The organism is Promicromonospora sp. Populi (assembly GCF_041081105.1).
Taxonomy (GTDB): domain Bacteria; phylum Actinomycetota; class Actinomycetes; order Actinomycetales; family Cellulomonadaceae; genus Promicromonospora.
This window is the reverse complement of record NZ_CP163528.1, coordinates 4,839,980-4,865,064: the sequence shown is the minus strand read 5'-3', so window position 1 is coordinate 4,865,064 and position 25,085 is coordinate 4,839,980. Positions and strand designations below refer to the sequence as shown.

The following is a 25,085-nucleotide window of genomic DNA, read 5'->3' as shown; positions in this document are numbered from 1 at the left end:
GGACGGCGCTCCCGGGACGACCTATCGCCCGACCATGACCCCGGAGGGGAGCACCCATGTTGATACTGCGTTCACGGGTACCACCTCCTCGTTCTCTCGCACGGCCTCGGATAGGTTAGCAGCGCCGCCGCCCGAACAAAGGAGTTCAGCCATGCGCACCCCGATCACCCGCCGCACCCTGCTCGTCTCCGGCGCCACCGTCGGCGCCTCGGCCCTGCTGGGCGCACCGGCCGCGAGCGGTGCCGCCGGCCGCGAGCGCCACTCCGCACTGGTGACGCCGATCGCCGAGGTTCTCGACGGCGGCGAGCAGGTGACCTCGCTCGCCATCTCCTCCCCTGCCCTGAACCGCGCGGAGCGGTCGTCGCTCACTCCGGCGACGTTCGCCGTGCACGTCACCGCCACCAACCCGCTCACCGGCGACGTCGCCTACGACCAGGCTCGTGTGGTCACTGCGGCGCAGTGGTCACGCCGCGGCGAGGTCACGCTGGAGCTTGAGCACGGGTGGGGGGTCGACGGCGGCGGCACCCTGCAGTACCTGGGTGGGGCCGGCCGCAACGTCCTGCTGGACCTCGACTACACGATCACGCAGGTCGAGCCCCTGCGTAGCGCTGGTGCGGGCGGTCCGATAGTGCTCGACTCCTTCCGGCAGGGCCGGCTATCGGATCCGGAGGTCGACGCGTTCGCCTACCACGCGACGGCGTCGGGCCTGAACTACCGGCTGTTCTCCCCCGCGCGCCGGAGCGGTCGACGTGGTGCGGCGCTCGTCGTCTGGCTGCACGGTGGTGGTGAGGGCGGACTGCTGACCGACGGATACGACTACTACGACAACGAGGCACCGCTGCGGGCCAACCGGGGCGCGCTCGGTTTCGCCACGCCAGAGGCCCAGGACGTCTTCGAGGGCGCTTACGTGCTCGCGCCGCAGGCGACCTCCGCCTGGATGCTCGACGGCGACGGCTTCGCGCCGCTCATCCTGGAGGCGATCGAGGAGGTAACCAGGGCGCACCGGATCGACGCGCGCCGGGTCCACGTCGTCGGCTGCTCCAACGGCGGGTACATGTCGCTGAAGATGGTCGCCGAGCACCCCGAGACGTTCGCGAGCTCCGTGCCGATCTGCTGCGGCATCGGCCCCCGCGACGGTTCCGGTGGCTACTTCATCTCCGACGACGAGCTCGCGGCGATGACAACGCCGACGTGGCTCGTGGCCTCCGCCGACGACGACACCCTGGACCCCGAGGACAACACCGTCTACGCCCACGAGCGGATCGACGGCTCGATCATGAGCATGTACAACAACGTCACCTGGGACGGGAACACCTTCCCCGGACACTGGTCGTGGATCTACGTCGCTCGCAACGACCCGCACCACGACGGCGCGAGCATCTGGCAGTGGATGGCGACCAGGTGACGTCGGAACCGGCGCGCGCTGATCCGATCGCGGGCGAGCTCGTCACCGAGACCTTCGACTACGACGGCGGACGGCAGGTCACCGTGTACGTGCCGCCCGACCCGCCGGAAGCTGTCGTGTTTGCTGGTGACGGGCAGCTGATCGCGCAGTGGGGCGGTTACCTCGAGGCGGCCGACCTACTGCCCACCATGATCGTCGGTACCCACCGGACGAACGACCCGGACGAGATGGCTCGGATTCGCGAGTACTCACCATCGTTCGACGAGGTACGGTTCGCGGCCCACGAACACTTCTTCGTCGAAGAGGTCCGCAGCTGGGTACGGTCGCGCTTCGGCGTCGCCCTGCCGGCCGAACGCGCGGCGGTCTGTGGCGTATCGGCCAGCGGTGAGCTGGCGCTCGCCATGGGGCTCCGGCATCCGGACATCTACGGCGCGGTCTTCTGCGCCTCGCCGGGCGGCGGCTTCCAACCGCCGCCCGTGCTGCCGAGCCCGCTGCCGCGTACATACCTTGTCGCCGGGTCGTTGGAACCGTGGTTCGGCAAGAATGCGACCCGATGGGCGGATGCGCTGCTCGATGCCGGCGCGGACGTGGTCATGACCGAGCGGGTCGGGAACCACGGTGACCCGTTCTGGCAGGCCGAGTTCCCGCTGATGGTGGAGTGGGCGTTTCAACGCTGAGCCCAACCCACACGCGCTCCCTTCACTATGCTCTGATGTGCTGCTGGAGAACCCGGGTTCCGTTCGGCCCGACCCTGCGGCACAGCTCGATCAGGACCAGCGCGCACTGGCGCGCGTCGGCGGCCGCGTCGTGGTGGTCATGGGCGGCGATCCCCAGTGCCTGCGAGACGTCGGGGAGCCGATAGGACGCAAGGTCCAGCAAGGCGCGGGCCGTGTCACGTGTGCACAACCAGCGCGTCCGGGGCACGGCGATCCCGTGTACGCCACTGGCCTGGATCAGGACCGACCGGTCGAACGACGCGTTGTGGGCCACCAGGATGTCGCCGCCGACGAGCTCGATGATCTTGTCGTACACGACATCCCAGGTCGGAGCTCCGACAACGTCATCGGCAGTGATCCCATGTACCGCGACGTTGTACGGGCCGAACGTCCGGTGGGCGGGCGGGGGCTGCACGAGGGTGTCGAGCGAGTCGACGATGACACCGTCACGAACCTTGACCAGCCCGACGGCGCAGACCGAAGCGCGCTTCGGGTTCGCCGTCTCGAAGTCGATCGCGGTGAACGACAGGCCGGCAAGTGAGGATGGCTCAGGCACGGCCGTGATCGTAGACGCGGGCGGTCATGTCTCGCGGGAGATCGGCGTAGAGTCGAAGCAGGAACTGACCCAGGTTCCCCAATGATGGGAATCCCGATTTCCGACGCCACTCGCAGTTCCCTTGCTTTCCCCACCGTGTCGTCGAAGGATCCCTCGCGGAGCAACGACCTGCTCACCCTCGGGCTGCTTGCCGGCTCCTCGATGGAGAACGAGCGGCGGCTGCCGGTACATCCCGATCACCTGGACCGGATCGACCCGGACCTGCGCGCGCGGATGATCGTCGAGCGTGGTTACGGCGCTGACTTCCAGCTCGCACCCGGCTACCTCGAGGCGCGCGTGGGCAGGGTCGCGGAACGCTCCGAGGTGCTCGAGTCCGCAGACGTGCTGCTGCTGCCCAAGCCGCAGGCGGCCGACGTCGCCGCGATCCCCGAGGGCCGCGCTCTGTGGGGGTGGCCGCACTGCGTGCAGGACGCCGGAATGACGCAGACCGCTATCGACAGGCGGCTCACGCTGATCGCCTTCGAGGCGATGAACCACTGGACCCGCCGGGGTGACTTCAGCCTGCACGTGTTCCACAAGAACAACGAGCTCGCCGGCTACTGCTCCGTGCTGCACGCGTTGAGCCTGGTCGGCTCGACCGGTGACTACGGGCCGCGACTCAGCGCGGTCGTCATCGGTTTCGGCGCGACGGCACGCGGTGCCGTGACCGCGCTCAAGGCGCACGGGATCCACGACATCCAAGTCCTCACGCAGCGTGGTGTCGCGGCGGTCGGCGCGCCGATCCACACCGCGCACATCACCCAGCTCAACACCGACGACGGCCCGACCCACCTCAGCGAGGTCCTCACCAAGGCCGGCAACGTCCTGCTCCCTGAGTTCCTGGCATCGCACAACATCGTCGTGAACTGCACGCTCCAGGACGTCGCCGCCCCGCTCACCTACCTGCGGACCGAGGACCTGAAGCCGTTCGCCTCGGGCAGCCTGATCGTCGACGTCTCGTGCGACCTGGGGATGGGTTTCGACTGGGCGCGGCCCACCACGTTCGACGAGCCGATGTTCACCGTCGGCCAGGGCGTGGACTACTACGCCGTCGACCACAGCCCGTCGTACCTGTGGAACTCAGCAAGCTGGGAGATCAGCGAGGCGCTCCTGCCGTTCCTGCGCACGGTCATGGAAGGACCGGCCGCGTGGGCGAAGGACCTCACTATCTCGCGCGCGATCGAGATCCACGACGGCGTGATCCAGAACCCGAGCATCCTGAGCTTTCAGGACCGGGAGCCGGTCTATCCGCACGCTCGGACTGTCTAGGTTTCTGTGCGACGGCGCCGGTCACGGCTTGGAGACTGCCACTCTCAGTCGAGCCAGACGAGCACTCCCATGCCTGCGTCGGCCGCGTCGACGAAGAAGGTAGTCAGCCCTTCGAGATGGCTGACAAGGTACGGCCCCGAGTCAGGCTCGTTCCAGATGCCCTGCGGGTAGATGTCCCCCTCTAAGAAGGCTTCTACGGGCACTGCCTCAACCGACCCTTGTCCGTCGAGTGAGCGCAACACGGCAGCAAGTTCCGCGACCCGTTCCGGGCTCAAGGACGATGGTGGGCCGTAGCCCCAGTCGTCTGCTCCTGGCACAGGGTCGTCTCCGAACACCACCGCCCTGGACACTCCCGCACGCTCGAAGACGAGTGAAAGGCCGTGCCACGCCTTGTCGATGTCGAACAGGCGTGGGTCTTCCTCGTCCTCGGCTTCCCACAATTCATCGATCATGTCGCGGGCCCACTCGGGCTCGGACAACGCCTTCCTGAAATCGCCCGGCGCCAAGCGGATGTACTCACCGATCATGCTCACCCGCGGGAGAGTACAGGCGGCCACTGACACCCAGGGAGGCGGCGAACGGCCGCTCTTAGGCACTGCGACATGCCACCGCCTGGATTTCTCTGCCAGGACACTGATACACCGGCGTGGAAGCGGACTAGGTCGCGGGTTGCCGTTCGAAGGCAAGCTTGACTGCGAAACCGGCCAGTACTGTCCCCGACACCCAGCGCTGCACCTGCAACAGCCGCGAACGTCCACGCAGGAAGCCCGCCAGCCGTGCCGCGCTCAGGACGACAAGCCCGTTCACCGTGACCCCGATGCCGATCTGCACGCCGCCGAGCAGCAGAAACTGGGACCACACCGGACGGGACGGATCGATGAACTGTGGGAGCAGGGCTGCATACAGCAGAGCGATCTTGGGGTTGAGGAGGTTGGTCACCAGCCCCATTCCGAACAACCGCGCGGGGCGCACCGGCGCTACCTCGGCCGGATCGAAGACCGATCGACCACCGGGTCGCAAGATCTCCCACGCGAGATAGCCGAGATAGATCGCTCCGGCGACCTTGACCACCACGAAGAGCGTGGGCACAGCGCTGAACAGCGCCGCTAGGCCCAACGCGGCGGCGACGAGATAGACCAGAAACCCGACGGCCGTGCCCGCCAGAGCGGTCAGCCCGGCGCGGGTCCCGTGCCCGATAGAGCGGGACGCCAGATGAACCATGTTCGGGCCCGGCGTCAGCGCCATCCCCAGCTCCACCAGGGCCACACCCAGCACCGCTGCCCAGGTCACCACAGGCCGCGCTTGCTGTGCTTGCTCCCCTTGCTGCTGCCCCACAGTCCCTTGAACAGGCTCTTGCTACGACCCTTCGTCGTACTTCCCCACGTGCCACGCTTCAAGCTCTTCGCGCGAGACTTCCTACCCCATAGACCAGCCATCAGCGACCTCCTCGCGTGCGGACAGGATTCAAGGCTACGCATGGCGCCTGGCGGCGTGAATCACATTCCGCCCGGTTGACCCTCGGCCTGGTCGATCCCTCAGGGTCACGGGCATGTCTGCTCCGCTCCCCCGCGCCTGGGCGCTTTTGTCGCCGCGAGCATGCTCGGCCAGCACACTTGGCCCATGATCGGCCGACTCGAGAAGACTGTAGTTGAATGCCCGGATCCCCGGCTGCTCGCCGAGTTCTACTGCGAGTTGCTGGGGATGCGCATCAACGAGGACGGCAACGGATGGGTCGTGATCGGGCGAGAGCCCGGCACGAGGGAGCTGGCGTTCCAGGGAGTCGACGAATGGGTGGCCCCACGTTGGCGCGACCCAGCGCAGGGTGGGCGGCTGCACCTCGACATCCGAGTTCAGAACATCGAAGCCGCCCAGCGGGCCGTCATCGCCCTTGGTGCCACGCGTGCGCCGGGTTCGCCGGAGACCGGGTACCGAGTGTTCCTCGACCCCGTTGGGTATCCGTTCTGCCTCGTCCACGGCCATGGAGGCGCGTGATCCACGCGTACGGGCGCGCATTTCCCCAGGTAGAACCTCGGCTCCGCTGATCAGAATGTGTCGCCCAACCGTGCATCGTTGTGATGGCCGAGTCGATGCCTGTGGAGCACGCGTACCGATCGCGAGCTACGACCCGACCACCCCGGTTAGTCCACGTTGATCGAGATGGTCTGCCAGCCCGACGCGCCGTCGGGAGCCGGCGGCGCCTTGGTCTCGGTCTGGACCTGCCCGTCCGAGTCCGTGGCGCGCACCGCCAGGCTGTGGTAACCGGCATCCAGATCGATCGAGACGTGCCACTGGCGCCACGTGTCGGGGCCCACCGTCTCGGCGAGCTCGGCGGTGACCCAGTCGCCGCCGTCGGCACGGACCTCGACCTTGCTGATGCCGGTGTGCTGCGCCCAGGCCACGCCGGCCACGGTCACGGCGCCGGCCGACGGGGGCACGGACAGGCGCGGCACGTCGATGCGCGACGCGATCTTGATCGGCCCCAGTGCGGACCAGCCACGCGGGGTCCAGTAGCCCTCGTCGGCGTCGAAGGTGGTCACCTCCAGCGAGGTGACCCACTTGGTCGCCGAGACGTACCCGTACAGGCCGGGCACCACCAGCCGCGCGGGGAAGCCGTGCTCCAGGGGCAGCGGCTCGCCGTTCATGCCGATCGCGAGCAGGCTCTCGCGGTCCGGGTCCTGGAGCACCTCCAGCGGCGTGCCGGCGCTGAACCCGTCGTCGCTGCCGGAGAGCACCATGTCGGCGCCGGCCTGAGGCTTTGCCCGTTCCAGCAGCGCGCGGATCGGGTAGCCGAGCCAGAGGGCGTTGCCGACCAGGTCGCCGCCCACGGCGTTGCTCACGCACGAGAGAGTGACGTAGTGCTCCTCCATCGGCAGCTCTATGAGCTCGTCCCAGGTGAGCGTGAACGGCTCGTCCACCAGACCGCGAACCTCCAGCGACCAGTCCTGTGGGTTCAGCTGCGGCACGATCAGCGCGGTGTCGATGCGGTAGAAGTCCGAGTTCGGGGTGACATACGGCGCCAGGTCGTCGAGCTTCAGGTCAGCCCCGGCGGGCACCGGCGGTGCCGGCATGCGCGCGGCGGGCAGGCGGAGCTTCTCCCGCACGGCGCTGATCGCGGTCGAGCCCATCGCCAGCATGCGCGAGCCGGCTAGCGCGAGCACCGCGACACCCACGGTGATGCCCGATACGGTCAGGAAACCACGCCGGTCCATGGCGCCGCCCGGAGTCTCGCCCGCCGAGACCTCGCTCCGCCCCGGCATAGTCCGCAGCCGCGCCACGGCGGCACGCAGCAGGAGCACCGCGGCGCCCAGCCCGATGGCGCTGGGCAGTGCCCACAGCGGCGTCGCGCTCGGGCGCAGCAACGCGACCACGACCCCAACGACGCCGACAACTCCCACCAGCACCGCGCCCACCGGCGGACGGCGCAGCTCCAGCCAGCCCGCGAGCGCTGCTCCCAGGGCCAGCACCACACCCATCGTGGCGAGCAGCACGGCCTTGTCGTTGGTGCCGAACCACTCCACGGCAACATCCTTGAGCCCTGGGGGCACGGCGTCGACCACGGCGGCGCCGCCTGCGAACAGCGTGCTGGCACCGGGCGCGACGACCGCGGCAACGAGCTCAGCGATGGCCAGCCCGGCGCCACCGGCGAGCACGCCCGAGAGCGCGGCCCAGCCCACGCCGCCCGGAGCGCGTTCGACCGAAGGCGCCACGGGGCTCTCGGTTGCCTGTGTCATTGGCTAAGCGTGAGCTCGTTGCTCTCTGCCGCACCGGCCGGCGCGGCTGCCATTGGCAGGCCCACCAGGCCCACCAGGGCCGCTGTGGCAGCGAAGAGAGCGATTCTTGGCGTACGCATGACCGATCCTCCTTTGTGCTGGCGGCAAGCTGCCGCCTGAGAAGGTTCGGAGCGGTAGACAATCAGGATGGGTCAGGTGAATTGCCCAGATTCATGCGCAGGCCCTAGGGCCTGTCTTGTGAATGGCCCGGCCACAGGGCCGGTGGGCTGGTCGGCTCGGAGTAGAAGGACCACGCGGCCCATCGGCTGCGTCGCGGTAGCCGCGGCGGGCATCCGCCGGTGTTCGACGCCGAGGCCGACACTGGACGCAACGTCGCGGAGCGCTGCTCAACCGACTGGGGCGCTCCTACGCCCTGGTGGTCACCTTGCGAGTACCACTTCTTACCTATTTCAGACGTTGAACCTGAACTCCACAACGTCGCCGTCCTGCATGACGTAGTCCTTGCCCTCGATGCGGGCCTTGCCCGCCGCCTTCGCCGCCGCCACCGAGCCGGTCTCGACCAGGTCCTCGAACGAGATGACCTCGGCCTTGATGAAGCCGCGCTCGAAGTCGGTGTGGATCACGCCGGCGGCCTGCGGGGCGGTCCAGCCCTTGTGGATGGTCCAGGCGCGCGTCTCCTTGGGACCTGCCGTGAGGTAGGTCTGCAGGCCGAGCGTGTCGAAGCCGACGTGCGCGAGCTGGTCCAGCCCGGACTCCGGCTGACCCGACTCGGCGAGCATCTCGGCGGCCTCGTCGGGCTCGAGCTCGACAAGCTCCGACTCGAACTTCGCGTCCAGGAAGATCGCCTGCGCGGGCGCGACAACCTTGCGCAGTGCCTCCTGGGAGGCGGTGTCGGCGAGGCCGGCGTCGTCCGTGTTGAAGACGAAGATGAACGGCTTGGCCGTCATCAGCTGCAGGCTGGCGATCTCGGCGAGGTCCAGGCCGGCGTCGGCGGCACCCTGGTAGAGGGTCACGCCCTTGTTCAGGATCTCCTCGGCCTTCTTCGCGGCGGCGTAGAGGACGGGGTCGCCGCGCTTGATCTTGACCTCTTTCTCCATCCTCGGCAGTGCCTTCTCGAGGGTCTGGAGGTCGGCCAGGATGAGCTCGGTGGAGATGGTCTCGATGTCGCCGGGGGCGTCGGATGAGCCGTCCACCCGCACGACGTCCGGGTCGTCGAATGCCCGCGTGACCTGGCAGATCGCGTCGGCCTCGCGGATGTTCGCGAGGAACTTGTTGCCCAGGCCCTCGCCCTCGGACGCGCCCTTGACGATGCCTGCGATGTCGACGAACGACACCGTGGCCGGCAGGATCCGCTGGCTCTCGAAGATCTCGGCGAGCTTGGCGAGTCGCTCGTCGGGCAGCGAGACCACGCCCACGTTGGGCTCGATCGTGGCGAACGGATAGTTCGCTGCGAGCACCTGGTTGCGAGTCAGAGCGTTGAAGAGGGTGGACTTGCCGACGTTGGGCAGGCCGACGATGCCGATTGAAAGAGCCACGTCGCGAAATTCTACGTGCCGGGCGCCAGTCGCCGTCGCTCGAGCTCGTCGAGGTCACGTGCCGCGAACCGGTGGTGCTCCCAGGACTCATTGACGATCACTCCGAGACAGCGCCACACGGGCAGGCTGCGCGTCTCCGGTTCCCACGGCGGAAGCCGTCGGGCCGGGGCCTCGAACTGCTCCCGGGTCAGGGAGTCGTACAGCGCACGCACCTGAGCCACGCGGTCCGCCCAGGCCGCCTGGACCTCCTCGTACGACGGCGTTGCCGCCACGTCGACGCCGAACGCGGCCGCCTCGTCGTCGAACTCGGAGAACGGGAGGCCGATCGGGCTGAACGCGCCGTCGAGACCCTGGATCCCGTGTCGCACCCAGCCGTCGACGGCGAAGACCAGGTGTCGCAACGTCTGAGCGACCGACCACTCGCCGTCTACCTGCTGGTCCACCGTTCCGGCGGGCATGGTCGCGACCCGGTCGAGCGTGACCGACCACGTACGCAGCGCGGCCTCGAACGATTCCCGCTGCTCCCCCAGGACCTGAGACCGAGCATGCTCCCGACCCGGGTACTGGCGGTTGAGCTCGGCCTCGATCAGCGGCAGCACCTCAACACCGTTGACCTTGAGCCCGACGACGTAACCGTCGATGTCCGCGTCGCTCAGGTCGACCCCGCGCATCACGGCGCGCGGCAGGTACGACTGCTCGAACGCCGCACCCTCCAGCTTTGCGAAGCGGAAGCGGGCGCCGGTCAGGTCCGCCGCGACGAACTCGGCGTGCTTCAGATCGTCGTGGGCCGTGAAACGAGTCATGAGCCCAGGCTAGGAGGGGTCACTGACACGCCCGATCACGGGAAGGACTGGACCTGCTGGAGCAGCTCCGGAAGCCGCTTGTTGTACACGCGAGCGCCGAACCGCACGGCCAGGACCAGGATCAGCGCGCCGTAGGCGACACCCACGACGATCGCGGCGGCACCCCACAGCACCCCGCCGATCAGCAGCGCAGCGATGCCGACCGCGAAGACCGGCAGCGACAGCGCGGCCGTGATGGCGAAGCCGAGGCCCTGCGCCACGATCGTGGCCAGCGCCGCACCCTGCGGGGACTTGAGCGGGCTCTCCCCTGGCTTGGCCACCGGGTAGACGAGGCGGGCCGAGACTGCGCTCGACACAGCGGTGCTGACCAGCAGGGCACCGAACGCAAGCCCCAGCAGGGGCAGCGTGAGATGCCAGGAGTCGGCCGCCCAGACCGACACCAGAACCGTGGCGGCGCTGACGAGGGGGCCGACCACCAGCATCGGGATCGCCCGGCCCCACCGGTCGGCCCGGCCGTCGACGCCCGCGGCGACGTGCAGGGCGAACGCCGTGTTGTCGTAGCCGATGTCGTTGGAGATGCTGAAACCGAGCATCCAGGCCACGAACGGCCCGGTCGCAAGGAGCATGAAGTAGCTGCCCGTGCTCTGCGCCGTGAAGTACATGATGACCGGCAGCAGGGGCACTATGGCTATCGAGCCGGAGTAGCGCGGGTCACGCAGCCAATAGGTGGCGGTCCGGGCGGCGACTGCCCACGTGGGCGAGAACGGCACGCGGCCGAACGCCCCGAGGCCCTTCGCCTTGCCGCCGCTGCCGTCGCCCACGGGCGGGCTCACCAGGGCGCGGGCCAGTGCCCGGTCCCATACGAGCCAGGCCAGAGCGATGGTGGCGAGCGCGACGGCGAGCCGGCCGGCCAGGCCCGCCCAGTCGCCGTCGTGCGCCGTGCTCCCGAGTGACCAGGCCGCGCCGAAGGGGGTCCAGCCCACGAAGCCGGCAGCCTGCTCGAACAGCGGAAGGACCGCGGTCTCGGTGCCGCCGGACTTGCCCTCGACCGATGCCTCTGCGCCGTTGGCCAGCCAGCTGATCAGCGGGCCGATCAGCACGATGAGAACAAGCGCCACGATCGTGACGAGCTCGCGGTACCGGCGGGACTCCAGCACGGGGGCCAACACCGTCGTGATCGCACGCGACCCGAGCACGCACGTGGCGACGCCGAGCAGCGCGCCGACGAGGGCGATCAGGAGCACACCGGGCTCCAGCACCCAGGCAGCGGAGGACCCGAGCGCGATCAGCACGGTGGCGATACCGGGTACCGAGACCAGGCCCGCGACGGCCAGCCCCGCCACGAGCGTGCGCCGGGGAATCGCAAACGTCGTGAACCGGTGCGGGTCCAGCGTGGCATCGACACCAAAGGCGAAGATCGGGATGATCCACCAGCCCACGACCAGGAGGGCTCCGCCGAGGGTGATCGCCAGACCGGCCCAGGCCGGATTCCCGGCGACCCCCAGGAACACCACGAGGCCCACGATGACGCCCACGACGCCGAGCGCGTACACCGCCGCGACGATCATGCCGATCGTCTGCCACACGCTCCTGCGGAACGTGTTGCCCATCAGCGTCAGCTTGAGGGTCAGGAACCGCGCAACCATGAGAGCCCCTCCGAGTGCTGACGGCCGCCGACGAGGTCCACGAACCGGTCCTCGAGGCTCTGTTCGCCGCGTACCTCGTCCACCGTGCCTGCCGCCAGCACCTTCCCCGCAGCCAGCACCGCGACGTGGTCGCACATGCGCTGCACCAGGTCCATCACGTGACTGGACACGATCACGGTGCCGCCGCCCGCCACGTAGTCCTTGAGGATGTCGCGGATGTTGGCCGCGCTCACCGGGTCCACCGCCTCGAACGGCTCGTCCAGGACCAGGGTGCGCGGCGCGTGGATCATGGCGCTGCCCAGCGCGATCTTCTTGGTCATGCCGGCCGAGTAGTCCACAACGAACGTGTCCGCGTCCGCGCCCAGGTCGAACGCCTGCAGCAGGTCGTTCGTGCGCTCCACGACGGTGTCCTTGTCCATCCCGCGCAGCATCCCGGCGTACGTGAGCAGCTGGCGGCCGGTCAGCCGGTCGAACAGGCGCACGCCGTCGGGCAGCACGCCGAGGGTGGCCTTGGCCTCGTCCGGACGCGCCCAGAGGTCCACCCCCTGCACCCAGGCCGACCCGAAGTCCGGCCGGAGCAGGCCGGTGGCCATCGAGAGCATGGTGGTCTTGCCCGCCCCGTTCGGACCGACCAGGCCGTAGAACGAGCCGGCGGGCACGTCCAGGCTGACCCCGGACACGGCGATCTTCTGCCCGAACCGCTTCCAGAGGCCCCGCACGCTGAGCGCAGCCGTGGGATCGTGCGGCAGCGGCTCCGGGATGCCTTGAGTCCCGGGGCTGCCCGGGGTGCTCGGGTCGACTGGGGTAGTCATGACGCAACCGTAGCCGCGGCGTCCGACACGACGGATCCGACGCGAGGATGAGCTAAAGGGTGATCGTCCGTCCCTCTGTCGGCGGAGAACACCGCTCCCCGACCACACCTCGGCCATACCGGGCGATATCGAACGTGCGGGGTGTCGCCGAGCGAGTCTGTCAGTGGCTCGTGGCAGCCTGTCGCACATGGACATCGCCGCAACGATTCTGCTGGCCCTCGGCGCCCTTGTCGTCGGTGCGCTGCTGGGGTGGCTCGGTCATGCACAGCGCAGCGCGCCCGCCCTCCGGCAGGCCGACCTGGAGGCCGTGCGTCTGCACACCCAGGCCGAGTCGGCCGCGCAGCAGGTCGCCGCAGTCAGGGAGCGGGCAGAGGAGCAGATCGCCGCGGCGCGGGAACGCGCCGCCGAGCAGATCGCCGCCGCACGCACCGAGCAGGAGAACGCGCGCCGCCAGTTCCAGGCGCTCGCCGGCGACGCACTGCACGCCAACAACGAGCGATTCCTCGAGCTCGCCGAGGAGCGCCTCAAGCGTTCCGCGTCCGACGGCGAGCAGGCGCTGGCCAAGCGCGAGGAGGCCGTGAAGTCTCTGGTGGACCCGCTGACCAAGGCCGTGGAGCTGGTGCGCAGCGAGGTGCTCCAGGCGGAGAAGGCCCGCATCGAGGGTCAGGGCGCGCTCGTGGAGCAGATGCGCAACGTCGCCGAGGTGTCTACCGACCTGCGCAACGGCACGGCGGACCTGGTTACGGCGCTGCGCTCGTCCCAGACGCGCGGCGCGTGGGGTGAGCTGCAGCTGCGCAAGGTCGTGGAGTCGGCGGGGATGATCAACCGGGTCGACTTCACCGAGCAGGCGCAGGTCACCACGGACGACGGCTCGCTCCGCCCGGACATGGTCATCAACCTCGCGGGCGGAAAGCGCGTGGTCGTGGACTCCAAGGTCGCGTTCCTGGGCTTCCTGGAGGCGCAGCAGTCGGCCGACGCCGTGTACCGCGAGCAGCGCCTCGACGCGCACGTGCGGCACATGCGCAAGCACGTGGACGACCTGGCCGGCAAGAAGTACTGGAACCAGTTCGAGCCCGCGCCGGAGTTCGTGGTCATGTTCGTGCCCGCCGAGGCGTTCCTGTCGGCGGCGCTGGAGCGCGCCCCCGAACTGCTGGAGTACGCAGCGCAGAAGAACGTCATCATCGCGACGCCGACCACCATGCTCGCCCTGCTCCGCACCGTCGCGTACGCGTGGCGCCAGGAGGCGCTGGCGGAGAACGCGCAGAAGGTGCTCACCGTCGGCAAGGAGCTGTACGCGCGCCTGGTCACGATGACGAGCCACGTCACCAGGACGGGTCGTGCCCTGGAGTCGGCGACGAAGAGCTACAACCAGATGATCGGCTCGCTGGAGCGCAACGTGCTCACCTCGGCTCGCCGCATGGTCGAGCTCGACGTGGTCGACGAGCGGGAGACGATCGAGGAGATCAGGGGCATCGAAGAGGTGCCGCGCCCCATCACCAAGTCGGAGCTGCTGGCGGCGGACGAGGGCGGCATCGTCGCGATCGACCGTGCGCAGGACACCGACGCGATCCTGGTGCAGGCGCTAGAGGTCACTGAGCTCGCGACCACCGACAAGCGCGCACTTGAGGCGGTCGAAAAGAGGTCGTCCGACGGCGAGAACACCGCCGTCGGACAGGCTGGCTGACAGGCCGACCGACCGAGCCAGCCGGTCAAGAACGGGGTTGTGTTCACCGCGGGCCTCCTGCGGAACACAACCCCGTTCTCACTGACTGTGGGACACACGCCAGCGGCGTCCCGTGCGGGCCTCAGGCCTGCGGGAGCTCCTTGCGAGCCTCGCGCCGCGGGCGCTTGGACTCCTCGCCCGCGGCCTTGAGGCCGGCACGCAGCTCGCGGGGCAGCGAGAACATGAGGTCCTCGGTGGCGGTCCGCACCTCGTCGACGCTGCCGAAGCCGTGCTCGGCGAGGTGCGAGATGACGTCCTCCACCAGGATCTCGGGCACGGAGGCGCCGGAGGTCACGCCCACCGTGGTGACGCCCTCCAGCCACTCGTCCTTGATCTCGGTCTTGCGGTCCACCCGGTAGGACGCGGCGGCACCGGCCTGGAGCGCCACCTCGACCAGCCGCACGGAGTTGGACGAGTTTGCCGAGCCCACCACGATGACGAGCTCGCACTCCGGCGCCAGCTTCTTCACCGCGACCTGGCGGTTCTGCGTGGCGTAGCAGATGTCGTCGCTCGGCGGGTCCTGCAGGGACGGGAACTTCTCGCGCAGCCGACGCACGGTCTCCATGGTCTCGTCCACGGACAGCGTCGTCTGCGAGATCCACACGACCTTGTCGGGGTCGCGTACCACTACCTTGTCGACCTCGTCGGGCGAGTTCACGACCTGCACGTGGTCGGGCGCCTCACCCGCGGTGCCCTCGACCTCCTCGTGACCGGTGTGCCCGATCAGCAGGATGTCGTAGTCGTCCTTCGCGAACCGCACGGCCTCCTTGTGCACCTTGGTGACCAGGGGGCAGGTCGCATCGATGGTGTCGAGGCTGCGTGCCACCGCCGAGGCGCGCACGGCAGGCGACACACCGTGCGCGGAGAACACGAGCCGGGCGCCCTCGGGAACCTCGTCGGTCTCGTTGACGAAGATCGCGCCGCGTTCGCGCAGCGTCTCCACCACATGCTTGTTGTGCACGATCTCCTTGCGGACGTACACAGGCGTGCCGTACGTCTCCAGGGCCTTCTCGACGGCAATCACGGCGCGGTCCACGCCGGCGCAGTAACCACGTGGGGCTGCCAGCAGGACGCGCTTGGTCTTGGTCTCAGCAGGACGCTCAGGGCTCGTGACACTCACAGGTGCAGTCTAGGGGCGGCGTGCGGAGGGCTTGTGTCGGTGGTGGGTGGCAGGGTTGGACACGTGACGGAACCCACTTCGCGACCCCTGCCTGCCGAGGTCCCCCAGAAGGCACTCGACACCACGGCCACCAGCCCGTGGCCCGTTCGTCTGCTCGCGGAGAAGATCAAGGTCTACATCGACAGGATGCCGCCCGTCTGGGTCGAGGGGCAGGTGGTGCAGTTCAACCAGCGCCCCGGCTCCGGTATGCAGTGGCTGACGCTCCGCGACACGGAGGCTGACGCTTCTCTGCCGGTGACGATCTTCTCGCGCGTCCTCCTCACGCTGGCGCAGCCGCCGGCGGAGGGCGACCACGTGGTGGTGCACGCCAAGCCCGTGTTCTGGACCAAGCGCGGCACGCTGCAGATGCAGGCGAACGAGATCAAGGCCGTCGGGGTCGGCGAGCTGCTGGCCCGGATCGAGGCGCTGAAGAAGGTCCTCGCGGCGGAGGGCCTGTTCGACGTCTCGCGCAAGCGGAAGCTGCCGTTCCTGCCCGCCGTCGTGGGGCTCGTGTGCGGGCGTGAGTCCAAGGCCGAGCACGACGTCGTGGTCAATGCCCGCGCCCGCTGGCCCCAGGTCCGGTTCGAGATCCGGGAGGTCGCCGTCCAGGGGGTCAACGCGGTGCGCGAGGTGTCGAACGCGATCGCCGAGCTCGACCGGGACCCCCAGGTCGACGTCATAGTCGTCGCCCGCGGTGGCGGCTCGGTCGAGGACCTGCTGCCGTTCAGCAACGAGTCCCTGGTGCGCGCCGTGGCGCAGGCCCGCACTCCCCTGGTCAGCGCGATCGGCCACGAGACCGACGCGCCCCTGCTCGACCTCGTCGCCGACTACCGCGCCTCCACCCCGACCGACGCCGCCAAGCGGATAGTGCCCGACGTCTCCGAGGAGCGGCTCCGCCTCACCCAGGCCCGCAGCCGGATGCGCGGCGCAATCGCGGCCATGCTGGAGCGCGAGCAGCGCGGGCTCGACGGCGTCCGCTCGCGCCCGGTCCTCGCCACGCCCAAGACGATGCTGGAGTCGCGCGAGCACGACGTCCGTCAGGTGATCCGGCACGGCCGGCACGCGCTGGACGCGCTGCTGCTGCGGGCAGGCGGCGAGATCGGACGGCTAGCCGCCCAGGTCAGAACGCTCTCCCCGGCGAGCACGCTGGAGCGCGGTTACGCCGTCGTGCAGCGTGCGGACGGCCATGTGGTGCGGCGGCCCGACGACGTCGCGGTCGGCGCGGGCCTGCGCGTCCGCCTCGCGGAGGGCGCGCTGGACGCGCAGGTCACCGCGACCAATGCGTAGGACGGCTTCTACTGCCTCGAACCGCAACCATTACCTAGCCCCGCGACTAATTACATAGATCGACAAGCCGGGCGGTGCCAGGGTGGCCCGCATGGAGCTGCACGCGCTGGCCGGACTGCTGGATCTCCACTGGGGGCTCACCGGAGCCGTCGTCGCACCGCTGGGCGGCGGCATGAACTCCGAGACCTGGTCGGTTGACGCCGGGAGCAGTCGGTACGTCGCCAAGCGCGTCGCTCCGTCGGAGGTGGAGCAGCTGGAGGCCGGCTGCGCGGTCGCCGAGCAGCTCCACGGCGCCGGCCTCGTGACAGGCCGGCCGATCCGCACCGTCGACGGCTCCCTGGTGGCATACGACGAGCACCTCGCCCTGCTCGAGTACGTCCCCGGCCGCGAGCTGGTCGGCGAGACGAGCGACGAGCAGCGCTGGATCGGGCGCACGCTGGCGCGGGTGCACTCCGCTGGTGGCCCCTCCGGCAACCGCCCCGGCAGCACGGGTTTCTTCGACTGGATCGAGCCGTCGGCCCCGGGCGTCGACGCGCACGACTGGCTCGCACCAGCCATCGAGGCGGCACGTGCCGCGACCGACGGGCATTCCGTCACCTGGTCCCTGCTGCACGCGGATCCGTCGCCGGAGGCGTTCCGGCACGACGACGCCACCGGCGTCACCGGCGTGATCGACTGGACCGGCGCGCAGCGGGGACCCGCGCTCTACGACGTGGCATCGACAGTGATGTACCTCGGCGGACCGGAGCGTTCCACGGCCTTCCTCGACGCCTACTCAGCCGCGAGCCCGCTCGCCGACGACGAGCTGCGCCATCTCGACGACTTCCGCCTGTTCCGCTTCGCGGTCCAGGGCGTGTACTTCGCTGGGCGGCTCGCCGCCTACGACCTGACCGGCATCACCGACCAGAGCGAGAACCAGAAAGGGCTCGACGATGCCAGGCGTGGCCTGGCCGAGCTCCTCCCGCAGAGATAGGCACAATTTCGAGAAGCCGAGGAGTAGCGGACAGAACCTGTCCGCTACCCCTGGAAAGGTAGGGGTCATGACAGAGAACACCGCACTCGTCCCGTTCCGCATCGACATCCCGCAGGCCGACATCGACGAGCTGCACGACCGGCTCGCCCGCACCCGCTGGCCCCTGCCCGTCCCGGGCCGGGACGACCGCACGGACTTCAGCCGTGGCATCCCGCAGGCGTACCTGCGGGAGCTGGCCGAGTACTGGCGCGACGGGTTCGACTGGCGCGCCCAGGAGGCCGCGCTGAACGAGTACGAGCAGTTCACCACGGTTGTGGACGGCCAGACGTTCCACGTGGTGCACGTGCGATCGGCGAACCCGGACGCCACCCCGCTCATCCTGAACCACGGGTGGCCGGGCTCGTTCGTCGAGCACCAGCGGCTCATCCCGCTGCTGACCGACGAGTTCCACATCGTCATCCCGTCGCTGCCCGGGTTCGGCTTCTCGACGCCGCTGTCGGGAACCGGCTGGGAGCTCGCGCGGACGACCGCGGCCTACGCCGAGATCATGACGCGGCTCGGCTACGAGCGGTTCGCGGCCCACGGCACGGACATCGGCGCGGGCACCACCGGCCGACTCGCGGCGCTCTACCCGGAGCGAGTCATCGGCACCCACACCGGGAGCGACGGCCGGTCGCTCGCGATGGTCGGCGACAAGTTCCCCTACCCCGACGGGCTGTCCGAGGACGAGATCGCCGAGATCGAGCGGGTCCGCATCAAGGACATCGCCGAGCGCGGCTACTTCGAGCAGCAGAACCACCGCCCCGACACGATCGGCGCGGCGCTCACCGACTCGCCCGTCGGCCAGCTCGCATGGATCGCCGAGAAGTTCCAGACCTGGACCAACCCCGCCCACGCGACGCCGGACGAGGCGGTCGACCGCGACCAGCTGCTCACGAACATCAGCCTGTACTGGTTCACCCGCAGCGGTGCGTCGAGCGCGCAGTTCTACTACGAGTCCGAGCACTCGGGGCTCGAGTGGATCGCGACGTCGGGCGTGCCCGCAGGCTGGGCGGTGTTCGACACGCACCCGCTCATGCGCCGCGCGATGGACCCGTGGAACGCGATGAGCCACTTCAGCGAGTTCACCGAGGGCGGCCACTTCCCGGCGATGGAGGAACCGGAGCTGCTGGCAACGGACATCCGCGCCTTCTTCAGCAGCCTCCCCGACGCTCGCCAGTGAGATCTGGCGCAGCTACACCCGCCGGGCCATGAATACCCACTCCAGGCCTGGTCTGTCCGGAGCGTCCAGCACCTCGTCCAGCTCGAATCCTGCGGCGGCGAGCGACGCCTCGATCTCGTCCCGTTCCCGGAACCGCAGGGTCGACGCCGAGGTGACCAGGTCGCCGTCGGGCAGCACACCTGGTGGGAAGCGGTACGTGCCCTGGAAGGTGACCAGCGGGAGTGCGACCTCCACGAGGTCGCACCAGGTCTCGACCTCGCCGACGCCGGGGATGTCGCGGCGGTCCGAGCCCTGCTCGCGGGTCCAGCCGAGCCAGGCCTGCCGGGCCGGCACGCGGGTCTCGAACACGAGGACGCCGCCGGGCCGGAGTGCCTCCCGGACCGCCGCGAGCGCCTGCGCCCAGCCGGTGTCGGTGGTGAATACCTGTGCGACGTTGCCGGTCATGGTGGCGAGGTCGGCCGTGAGGCCGAGCCCGGCGACGCTGTCGGCGCCGCCCTCGATCCAGGTGACCGCCTCGGCGCCGGGTTTGCCGCGGGCCACTTCGAGCGAGGCGGCGGCGGGGTCGATGCCGGTCACCTGAAGGCCGAGCGCGGCGAGCTGCAGGGCGAGCACGCCGGTGCCGCAGCCGACGTCGAGCACGCTGCGTGCGCCGAGCCGTTCGGCGAGCCCGGTGTACAGGTCGAGGTCGCCGCGGTCGTCGTCGAAGGCGTCGTAGAGCCGGGCGAGCCGGGGGTCCACGAATTTCGGGTCGGGTGTGGTCATGCCAACATGTTGGCCTGTCGCTGGACCCGACCCCAAGTGCATTTGGTGGCGTACGGTCGAACGGGCGCGCCGAGGGAGAGCACGATGACAGGTGGCACAGACACCGCACTGGATGACGCGGCGGCGGTGTTCGCTTCTGCCCGGCGACAGCTGTTCGGCGTCGCGTACCGGATGCTCGGTTCGGTCGCCGAGGCCGAGGACGTGGTGCAGGACGCGTGGGTGCGGTGGCAGACGACGGACCGGTCCGTCGTGGTGAACCCGCAGGCGTTCCTGACGACGATGACGACCCGGCTGGCGATCAACGTGCTGCAGAGCGCGCGCTCGCGGCGGGAGACGTACATCGGGCCGTGGCTGCCGGAGCCGGTGGACACGAGCGCGGACCCGACGCTCGGTGCGGAGCGGGCGGAGGCGCTGGACGTCGCGATGCTGGTCCTGCTCGAACGGCTGACCCCCACCGAGCGTGCGGCGTACGTGCTGCGGGAGGCGTTCGGCTACGGGTACCCGGAGATCGCGGACATCGTGGGGGTCTCGCAGGCCGCGACCCGGCAGCTGGTGAGCCGGGCGCGCAAGCATCTCGCGTCGGAGCGGCGTAATCCCGTGACCGCCGAGGAACGGCGCACGCTGCTCGACGCGTTCCTCGCGGCGGCGCGGGCCGGCGACGTCGGGCGGTTGGAGCACCTGCTCGCCGAGGACGCCGTCAGCCGGGCCGACAGCAACGGCGCGATCAAGCACGTGGCGCGCGTCGCGGTGGTGGGCCGGGCGAAGGTGGCGCGGGTCCTGGTCTCGTTCGCCGACGTCTTCTGGATCGGCGTCACCGCGGAGCCGCTGGAGCTCAACGGCGAGGCCGCTCTCGGCCTGGTGCGGGACGGCAGGCTGTTCGGGACGCTGAGCGTCGCGGCCTCCGCCGACGGTGTGCACGAGGCGCTGTGGCAGTTCAACCCCGACAAGCTCGAACCGCTCGAACGGACAAGGGCGGGCCGCGCCGGCCGGGCTGCCCCGGCCGGCGCGGACGACTGAGCTACGCCTGAGCCTTCCGCCACTGCTCGTAGCTGACCTCGCCGAGCCGGGCCTCACCGAGGGGCACAAGCTCCTTGTCCGTGAGGTGCGCCCCGTAGTACGTGCCGTCGGGGTCGGTGCGGACCTCGCGCGGGTCGTCCTTCGAGGCGAGGTGCGTGCGCACGATCTCGTCGAAGCCGAAGGTCTCCGGCCCGGCGATATCGATGGTCCCGCGCAGCGGCGTGCCGACGGCGACCTCGGCCACGATCCGCGCGACGTCCGCCGAGGCGATCGGCTGGAACCGCACGGGCGCCATGTGGACCACGCCGTCGACCGTCCCGGAGTCGGCGATGGCGGCGAGGAACTCGAAGAACTGCGTGGACCGCACGATCGACCAGCCCGAGCCGGAGGCCTTGACCAGGTCCTCCTGCAGCACCTTTGCCCGCATGTAGCCGGCGTCGACGCTTTCGGCGTTGACGATCGAGACGATCACGTGGTGCCCCACCCCGGCCTTCGCCTCGGCGTCGAGCAGGTTCGTCGTCGACGTGCGGAAGAAGCGGGTGACGTCCTCCTCGGCGAAGGACGGCGAGTTGCTGAGGTCGACCACTACCTGGGCGCCGTCGAGCACCTCGGGCAGCCCTGCACCGGTCAGGGTGTCCACACCGGTCTGCGGCGAGGCGGCGACCGCCTCGTGCCCTTGCGCCTCGAGGTCCTTCACCACCTGGCTCCCGACGAGGCCGGTACCGCCGATGACCACGATCTTCATGGTGTGCTCCTTCTTGATCTCTCCCACGGGCCGGACGGCCCGTCGTGGATCCGACCGGGAGCACCCCGGATCTGTGACAGGCCGCCTACCGCTCCCGCTCCACCCGGCGCTCGTCCCACACCGGCTCGGACGTCTCACGCACCACGCCGTCGGACCCGAAGACCAGGTACCGGTCGAAGGACCGCGCGAACCAGCGGTCGTGCGTGACGGCGAGCACGGTGCCGTCGAACGACTCCAGGCCCTCCTGCAGCGCCTCGGCCGACTCGAGGTCGAGGTTGTCGGTGGGCTCGTCGAGCAGCAGGGCCGTCGAGCCCGCGAGCTCCAGCAGCAGGATCTGGAACCGCGCCTGCTGGCCGCCGGACAGCCGGTCGAAGGGCCGCTCCGCGGCGACCGTGAGCTCGTAGCGCCGCAGCGCTGCCATCGCCTTGCCCTTGTCCTGCGCGTGGTCCTCCCACAGGATGTCGAGCAGCGCGCGGCCGAACAGCTCGGGGTGCGCGTGGGTCTGCGCGAAGTGCCCGGCGACCACCCGCGCCCCCAGCTTCCAAGACCCCTTGTGCGCCACGTCCCCGCCGGCGAGCAGCCGCAGGAAGTGCGACTTGCCCGAGCCGTTCGAGCCCAGCACGGCCACCCGCTCGCCGTAGAAGACCTCCAGGTCGAACGGCTTCATGAGCCCGGTGAGCTCCAGGCCCACGCAGGTCACGGCGCGCAGGCCGGTGCGCCCGCCGCGCAGATGCATGGTGATGTCCTGCTCGCGCGGCGGCTCGGGCGGCGGGCCGACCTCCTCGTACTTGCGCAGGCGGGTCTGCGCGGCCCGGTAGCGCGAGGCCATGTCAGGGCTGCTCGCCGCCTGGTTGCGCAGCGTCAGCACCAGCTTCTTGAGCTGCGCGTGCTTCTCGTCCCAGCGCCGGCGCAGCTCCTCGAACCGCGCGAACCGCTCGCGCCGCGCCTCGTGGAACGTGGCGAACCCGGCGCCGTGCACCCAGGCGTCCGCGCCGGCCGGGCCGGGCTCCAGCGACACGATCCGGTCCGCGGACCGGGCGAGCAGCTCCCGGTCGTGGGACACGAACAGGACGGTCTTCTTGGTGGTCCGCAGCTGCTCCTCCAGCCAGCGCTTGCCGGGCACGTCCAGGTAGTTGTCCGGCTCGTCGAGCAGCAGCACCTCGTCGGTCCCGCGCAGCAGCGCCTCCAGCACGAGCCGCTTCTGCTCACCGCCCGACATCGTCCGCACCTCGCGGAACTGCACCCGGTCGTACGGCAGACCGAGCGCGGCCATGGTGCACACGTCCCAGAGGGTCTCGGCCTCGTACCCGCGCACCTCGGCCCAGTCCGAGAGCGCCTGCGCGTACGCCATCTGCGCGGCCTCGTCGTCGACGGTCAGCATCGCGTGCTCCGCCTCGTCGACGGCGCGCGCCACCTCGCGCAGGCGCGGCGCTGAGACGGACACCAGCAGGTCGCGCACAGTGGTCTCGTCACGCACCGACCCGACGAACTGACGCATGACGCCGAGCCCGCCGCTCGCCACCACGGAGCCGCCGTGGGGGTCAAGCTCACCCGTGATGAGGCGCAGGAGCGTGGTCTTGCCCGCACCGTTGGGACCGACGATCGCCGTAGCGCTGCCCTCACCCACGCGGAACGAGACGTCCCCCAGCAGGGTCCGGCCATCCGGCAGGTGGTACTCGACGTGCGCGACTTCAAGATGGCCCATGGGTCACCATGGTCCGACGTCCGAGGGGCCAGGACCAAACTGATTCTCGTACCGTCCCTGTGGACAGACGACCCCGGATGTCGGTGACGTGTTGTTGACTGTTCCCCGTGAGTACAGATGCTGCTGCAGGAACCGATCCGATGACGGACACCCCCGACGTCGCCGCCCTCAGCTATGAGCAGGCGCGCGACGAGCTCGTGCAGGTGGTCGGCCGCCTGGAGGCCGGCGGGGAACCGCTGGAGGCGTCGCTCGCGCTCTGGGAGCGCGGCGAGGCGCTGGCCGCACGCTGCCAGGAGTGGCTCGACGGCGCCCGCGAGCGCCTCGCCGCCGCGCAGAGCGCGTCCACCGCGTCGGCCGAGTCGGCGGAGGACGCCGAGTGAGCGCGCACGTCCTCGCCGTGGGCGAGGCGCTGGTGGACGGGGTGCACCGGCCCGACGGTTCCTCGGCCGAGCTTCCGGGCGGCAGCGTCGCGAACGTGGCGCTCACGCTGGGCAGGCTGGGCCGGGAGGTCCGGCTCGCGACGTGGCTGGGCCGGGACGCCCGGGGTGACCTGGTGCGCGACTGGCTCGCCGAGTCCGGGGTCGCCCTGGTCGAGGGCAGCGACGGCGCTGAGCGCACCAGCACGGCGGTAGCGACGCTGGACGACGGTGGCTCGGCCTCCTACGAGTTCGACCTCACCTGGCAGGTCCCGGCGGCGGCAGCGGCCGGCGCCGAGACGCTGGCGGTCCACGCCGGCTCGATCGCGGCGATGCTGGAGCCGGGCGCCGCGGAGGTGAGCATGCTGCTCGACGGCGCGCGCTCGACGTCGACCATCACGTACGACCCGAACGCGCGCCCCGCGATCATGGGCCCGGCCGAGGAGGTGCGGCCGCGCGTGGAGGCGCTGGTGCAGCTCTCGGACGTGGTCAAGGTGAGCGACGAGGACCTGGGCTGGCTGTACCCCGGAACTGATCCGCTGACGGTCGCGCGTGACTGGCAGGCCGGCACGCCGGCCCTGGTGGTGGTCACGCTAGGCGGTGAGGGCGCAGTAGCGGTGTCCGACGCCGGTGTGGTCGAGGTGGTGGCCCCGCGGGTCGAGGTGGTCGACACCGTGGAAGCCGGCGACTCGTTCATGGGCGCGCTGATCGACGGGCTGTGGGAGCACGACCTGCTCGGGGCCGGCCGCGCGACGCCCTGAACGCCATCGACTCCGCGACGGTGCGCCGGGTGCTGGAGGCGTGTGTTGCGGTCGCGGCGATCACCGTGTCGCGGGCGGGCGCCAACCCGCCGTATCGCGCGGAGGTCGGTCCGTGACCCCGGGCCCGGAGTCGCCGGAGCGGATCAGCCCGCACGAGGCCTGGGAGCTGCTGCGCTCGGGCAACGACCGGTTCGTCGCGGACACGCCGGCGCACCCGTCGCAGAACGCGGACCGGCGCCGGGAGCTGCGGGCCGCACAGCACCCGCACACGGTGATCTTCGGCTGCTCGGACTCCCGGGTCGCCGCCGAGATCATCTTCGACCAGGGCCTGGGCGACGTGTTCGTGGTCCGCACGGCGGGGCATGTAGTGGACACGACGGTGATCGGCTCGATCGAGTACGGGGTCGAGATCCTGGGCGCGTCGCTCGTCGTCGTGCTTGGCCACGACTCGTGCGGGGCGGTCGCCGCTGCCGCCCACACGCTCGCCACGGGCGAGCAGCCCCCCGGGTTCGTGCGTGCAGTGGTGGACCGGGTGATCCCGTCGATCGTGAGCATCACCTCGGGCGACCAGGCAGGTGCCATGGCCGCGCTCTCCGACCAGGACGTGCTGCGCCGCGAGCACGTGAACCACACGGTCGAGATGCTGCACGGCTACTCGGCGGCACTGGCCCACGCCGTCGAGGAGGGCAGGTGCGCCATCGTCGGCCTGGAGTACGACCTGGCCGTGGGCAGCGCGCGCATGGTCAGCGTGATCGGAGAAGTCGGCGAGGTGCCCCGGCCCCGGTGAACACCGGGGGCGTGAC

Annotated in this window: 24 protein-coding genes; 12 read left to right on the top strand and 12 right to left on the bottom strand. The window is 70.1% G+C overall.

The window, feature by feature from the left end; genetic code table 11:
• The first annotated feature begins 151 nt into the window (after window positions 1-151).
• Together AB1046_RS22040 and AB1046_RS22035 are read left to right on the top strand one after the other, a co-directional pair.
• Window positions 152-1,405: a prolyl oligopeptidase family serine peptidase gene (locus AB1046_RS22040; RefSeq protein WP_369371419.1), complete on the top strand. Its 1,254-nt coding sequence runs from the start codon at window positions 152-154 to the stop codon at window positions 1,403-1,405.
• Window positions 1,387-2,082 (top strand): alpha/beta hydrolase, encoded by a 696-nt coding sequence (locus AB1046_RS22035; RefSeq protein ID WP_369371418.1) that lies wholly within the window; start codon window positions 1,387-1,389, stop codon window positions 2,080-2,082. The genes AB1046_RS22040 and AB1046_RS22035 overlap by 19 nt, the downstream gene beginning before the upstream one ends.
• A gap of 25 nt (window positions 2,083-2,107) precedes the next feature.
• On the opposite strand, the gene AB1046_RS22030 is transcribed toward AB1046_RS22035, so the two are convergent.
• Window positions 2,108-2,677 carry a 3'-5' exonuclease gene (locus AB1046_RS22030; RefSeq protein WP_369371417.1) on the bottom strand — a complete coding sequence of 190 codons (570 nt, stop codon included), beginning with the start codon at window positions 2,675-2,677 and terminating at the stop codon, window positions 2,108-2,110.
• 201 nt (window positions 2,678-2,878) lie between these two features.
• Here AB1046_RS22030 and AB1046_RS22025 point away from each other — a divergent pair, with 201 nt between their 5' ends.
• Window positions 2,879-3,985, top strand: a complete 1,107-nt coding sequence (locus tag AB1046_RS22025; protein WP_369375803.1) for a N(5)-(carboxyethyl)ornithine synthase — start codon at window positions 2,879-2,881, stop codon at window positions 3,983-3,985.
• A 44-nt stretch (window positions 3,986-4,029) separates the two neighbouring features.
• Here the strand turns inward: AB1046_RS22025 and AB1046_RS22020 are convergent, their stop codons facing one another.
• Both AB1046_RS22020 and AB1046_RS22015 read right to left on the bottom strand, forming a co-directional pair.
• Window positions 4,030-4,512 (bottom strand): YfbM family protein, encoded by a 483-nt coding sequence (locus AB1046_RS22020; protein WP_369375801.1) that lies wholly within the window; start codon window positions 4,510-4,512, stop codon window positions 4,030-4,032.
• A gap of 130 nt (window positions 4,513-4,642) precedes the next feature.
• Window positions 4,643-5,275, bottom strand: a complete 633-nt coding sequence (locus AB1046_RS22015; RefSeq protein WP_369371416.1) for a LysE family translocator — start codon at window positions 5,273-5,275, stop codon at window positions 4,643-4,645.
• A 330-nt stretch (window positions 5,276-5,605) separates the two neighbouring features.
• Between AB1046_RS22015 and AB1046_RS22010 the strand changes: the two genes are divergently transcribed.
• Window positions 5,606-5,977: a VOC family protein gene (locus tag AB1046_RS22010; RefSeq protein WP_369371415.1), complete on the top strand. Its 372-nt coding sequence runs from the start codon at window positions 5,606-5,608 to the stop codon at window positions 5,975-5,977.
• 146 nt (window positions 5,978-6,123) lie between these two features.
• Here the strand turns inward: AB1046_RS22010 and AB1046_RS22005 are convergent, their stop codons facing one another.
• From AB1046_RS22005 to AB1046_RS21985, 5 genes are all read right to left on the bottom strand, one after another.
• Window positions 6,124-7,716 (bottom strand): molybdopterin-dependent oxidoreductase, encoded by a 1,593-nt coding sequence (locus AB1046_RS22005; protein WP_369371414.1) that lies wholly within the window; start codon window positions 7,714-7,716, stop codon window positions 6,124-6,126.
• Window positions 7,717-8,165: 449 nt separating this feature from the next.
• Entirely contained in the window at window positions 8,166-9,251 is a 1,086-nt protein-coding gene (ychF, locus tag AB1046_RS22000; RefSeq protein ID WP_369371413.1) for a redox-regulated ATPase YchF, read from the bottom strand.
• A gap of 11 nt (window positions 9,252-9,262) precedes the next feature.
• The gene (locus tag AB1046_RS21995) at window positions 9,263-10,054 is read right to left on the bottom strand and encodes a DinB family protein (RefSeq protein WP_369371412.1); all 792 of its coding nucleotides are present in this window, start codon (window positions 10,052-10,054) and stop codon (window positions 9,263-9,265) included.
• Between the two features lie 35 nt (window positions 10,055-10,089).
• Window positions 10,090-11,700, bottom strand: coding sequence for a hypothetical protein (locus AB1046_RS21990; RefSeq protein ID WP_369371411.1), 1,611 nt, complete (start codon window positions 11,698-11,700; stop codon window positions 10,090-10,092).
• The gene (locus AB1046_RS21985) at window positions 11,682-12,512 is read right to left on the bottom strand and encodes an ABC transporter ATP-binding protein (protein WP_369371410.1); all 831 of its coding nucleotides are present in this window, start codon (window positions 12,510-12,512) and stop codon (window positions 11,682-11,684) included. Before AB1046_RS21985 ends, AB1046_RS21990 begins: the two co-directional genes overlap by 19 nt.
• Window positions 12,513-12,699: 187 nt before the next feature.
• Here AB1046_RS21985 and AB1046_RS21980 point away from each other — a divergent pair, with 187 nt between their 5' ends.
• Complete coding sequence (locus AB1046_RS21980; RefSeq protein WP_369371409.1) at window positions 12,700-14,196, top strand: DNA recombination protein RmuC; 1,497 nt, start codon at window positions 12,700-12,702, stop codon at window positions 14,194-14,196.
• Window positions 14,197-14,317: 121 nt separating this feature from the next.
• Here the strand turns inward: AB1046_RS21980 and AB1046_RS21975 are convergent, their stop codons facing one another.
• Window positions 14,318-15,355: a 4-hydroxy-3-methylbut-2-enyl diphosphate reductase gene (locus tag AB1046_RS21975; RefSeq protein WP_369371408.1), complete on the bottom strand. Its 1,038-nt coding sequence runs from the start codon at window positions 15,353-15,355 to the stop codon at window positions 14,318-14,320.
• Window positions 15,356-15,418: 63 nt separating this feature from the next.
• Here AB1046_RS21975 and xseA point away from each other — a divergent pair, with 63 nt between their 5' ends.
• The 3 genes from xseA to AB1046_RS21960 all read left to right on the top strand — a co-directional run bounded on the left by xseA (window position 15,419) and on the right by AB1046_RS21960 (window position 18,876).
• Window positions 15,419-16,681 (top strand): exodeoxyribonuclease VII large subunit, encoded by a 1,263-nt coding sequence (gene xseA, locus AB1046_RS21970; protein WP_369371407.1) that lies wholly within the window; start codon window positions 15,419-15,421, stop codon window positions 16,679-16,681.
• A 91-nt stretch (window positions 16,682-16,772) separates the two neighbouring features.
• A complete protein-coding gene (locus tag AB1046_RS21965) occupies window positions 16,773-17,654 on the top strand; it encodes a phosphotransferase enzyme family protein (protein ID WP_369371406.1) in 882 nt (293 codons plus the stop codon).
• A 67-nt stretch (window positions 17,655-17,721) separates the two neighbouring features.
• Complete coding sequence (locus tag AB1046_RS21960) at window positions 17,722-18,876, top strand: epoxide hydrolase family protein (RefSeq protein WP_369371405.1); 1,155 nt, start codon at window positions 17,722-17,724, stop codon at window positions 18,874-18,876.
• A 12-nt stretch (window positions 18,877-18,888) separates the two neighbouring features.
• Here the strand turns inward: AB1046_RS21960 and AB1046_RS21955 are convergent, their stop codons facing one another.
• Window positions 18,889-19,638: a class I SAM-dependent methyltransferase gene (locus AB1046_RS21955; RefSeq protein WP_369371404.1), complete on the bottom strand. Its 750-nt coding sequence runs from the start codon at window positions 19,636-19,638 to the stop codon at window positions 18,889-18,891.
• An 84-nt stretch (window positions 19,639-19,722) separates the two neighbouring features.
• Here AB1046_RS21955 and AB1046_RS21950 point away from each other — a divergent pair, with 84 nt between their 5' ends.
• The gene (locus AB1046_RS21950) at window positions 19,723-20,655 is read left to right on the top strand and encodes an RNA polymerase sigma-70 factor (RefSeq protein WP_369371403.1); all 933 of its coding nucleotides are present in this window, start codon (window positions 19,723-19,725) and stop codon (window positions 20,653-20,655) included.
• A gap of 1 nt (window position 20,656) precedes the next feature.
• Here AB1046_RS21950 and AB1046_RS21945 read toward each other — a convergent pair whose 3' ends face one another.
• Both AB1046_RS21945 and AB1046_RS21940 read right to left on the bottom strand, forming a co-directional pair.
• Window positions 20,657-21,400 (bottom strand): SDR family oxidoreductase, encoded by a 744-nt coding sequence (locus AB1046_RS21945; RefSeq protein ID WP_369371402.1) that lies wholly within the window; start codon window positions 21,398-21,400, stop codon window positions 20,657-20,659.
• Between the two features lie 85 nt (window positions 21,401-21,485).
• On the bottom strand, window positions 21,486-23,105 hold the full coding sequence (locus tag AB1046_RS21940) for an ATP-binding cassette domain-containing protein (protein ID WP_369371401.1): 1,620 nt from the start codon (window positions 23,103-23,105) through the stop codon (window positions 21,486-21,488).
• 140 nt (window positions 23,106-23,245) lie between these two features.
• Here AB1046_RS21940 and AB1046_RS21935 point away from each other — a divergent pair, with 140 nt between their 5' ends.
• The 3 genes from AB1046_RS21935 to AB1046_RS21925 all read left to right on the top strand — a co-directional run bounded on the left by AB1046_RS21935 (window position 23,246) and on the right by AB1046_RS21925 (window position 25,069).
• Window positions 23,246-23,485, top strand: a complete 240-nt coding sequence (locus tag AB1046_RS21935) for an exodeoxyribonuclease VII small subunit (RefSeq protein WP_369371400.1) — start codon at window positions 23,246-23,248, stop codon at window positions 23,483-23,485.
• Window positions 23,482-24,282: a carbohydrate kinase gene (locus AB1046_RS21930; protein ID WP_369371399.1), complete on the top strand. Its 801-nt coding sequence runs from the start codon at window positions 23,482-23,484 to the stop codon at window positions 24,280-24,282. Before AB1046_RS21935 ends, AB1046_RS21930 begins: the two co-directional genes overlap by 4 nt.
• A gap of 112 nt (window positions 24,283-24,394) precedes the next feature.
• Entirely contained in the window at window positions 24,395-25,069 is a 675-nt protein-coding gene (locus tag AB1046_RS21925) for a carbonic anhydrase (RefSeq protein WP_369371398.1), read from the top strand.
• The last annotated feature ends 16 nt before the right edge of the window (window positions 25,070-25,085 follow it).

Bases quoted from the DNA above. Each gene is read 5' to 3' on its own strand.
- AB1046_RS22040 (WP_369371419.1), top strand. From the start codon at position 152: ATGCGCACCCCGATCACCCGCCGCACCCTGCTCGTCTCCGGCGCCACC.
- AB1046_RS22025 (WP_369375803.1), top strand. From the start codon at position 2,879: ATGGAGAACGAGCGGCGGCTGCCGGTACATCCCGATCACCTGGACCGG.
- AB1046_RS22020 (WP_369375801.1), bottom strand. From the start codon at position 4,512: ATGATCGGTGAGTACATCCGCTTGGCGCCGGGCGATTTCAGGAAGGCG.
- AB1046_RS22010 (WP_369371415.1), top strand. From the start codon at position 5,606: ATGATCGGCCGACTCGAGAAGACTGTAGTTGAATGCCCGGATCCCCGG.
- AB1046_RS22005 (WP_369371414.1), bottom strand. From the start codon at position 7,716: ATGACACAGGCAACCGAGAGCCCCGTGGCGCCTTCGGTCGAACGCGCT.
- AB1046_RS21995 (WP_369371412.1), bottom strand. From the start codon at position 10,054: ATGACTCGTTTCACGGCCCACGACGATCTGAAGCACGCCGAGTTCGTC.
- AB1046_RS21990 (WP_369371411.1), bottom strand. From the start codon at position 11,700: ATGGTTGCGCGGTTCCTGACCCTCAAGCTGACGCTGATGGGCAACACG.
- AB1046_RS21985 (WP_369371410.1), bottom strand. From the start codon at position 12,512: ATGACTACCCCAGTCGACCCGAGCACCCCGGGCAGCCCCGGGACTCAA.
- AB1046_RS21980 (WP_369371409.1), top strand. From the start codon at position 12,700: ATGGACATCGCCGCAACGATTCTGCTGGCCCTCGGCGCCCTTGTCGTC.
- AB1046_RS21965 (WP_369371406.1), top strand. From the start codon at position 16,773: ATGGAGCTGCACGCGCTGGCCGGACTGCTGGATCTCCACTGGGGGCTC.
- AB1046_RS21960 (WP_369371405.1), top strand. From the start codon at position 17,722: ATGACAGAGAACACCGCACTCGTCCCGTTCCGCATCGACATCCCGCAG.
- AB1046_RS21955 (WP_369371404.1), bottom strand. From the start codon at position 19,638: ATGACCACACCCGACCCGAAATTCGTGGACCCCCGGCTCGCCCGGCTC.
- AB1046_RS21950 (WP_369371403.1), top strand. From the start codon at position 19,723: ATGACAGGTGGCACAGACACCGCACTGGATGACGCGGCGGCGGTGTTC.
- AB1046_RS21945 (WP_369371402.1), bottom strand. From the start codon at position 21,400: ATGAAGATCGTGGTCATCGGCGGTACCGGCCTCGTCGGGAGCCAGGTG.
- AB1046_RS21940 (WP_369371401.1), bottom strand. From the start codon at position 23,105: ATGGGCCATCTTGAAGTCGCGCACGTCGAGTACCACCTGCCGGATGGC.
- AB1046_RS21935 (WP_369371400.1), top strand. From the start codon at position 23,246: ATGACGGACACCCCCGACGTCGCCGCCCTCAGCTATGAGCAGGCGCGC.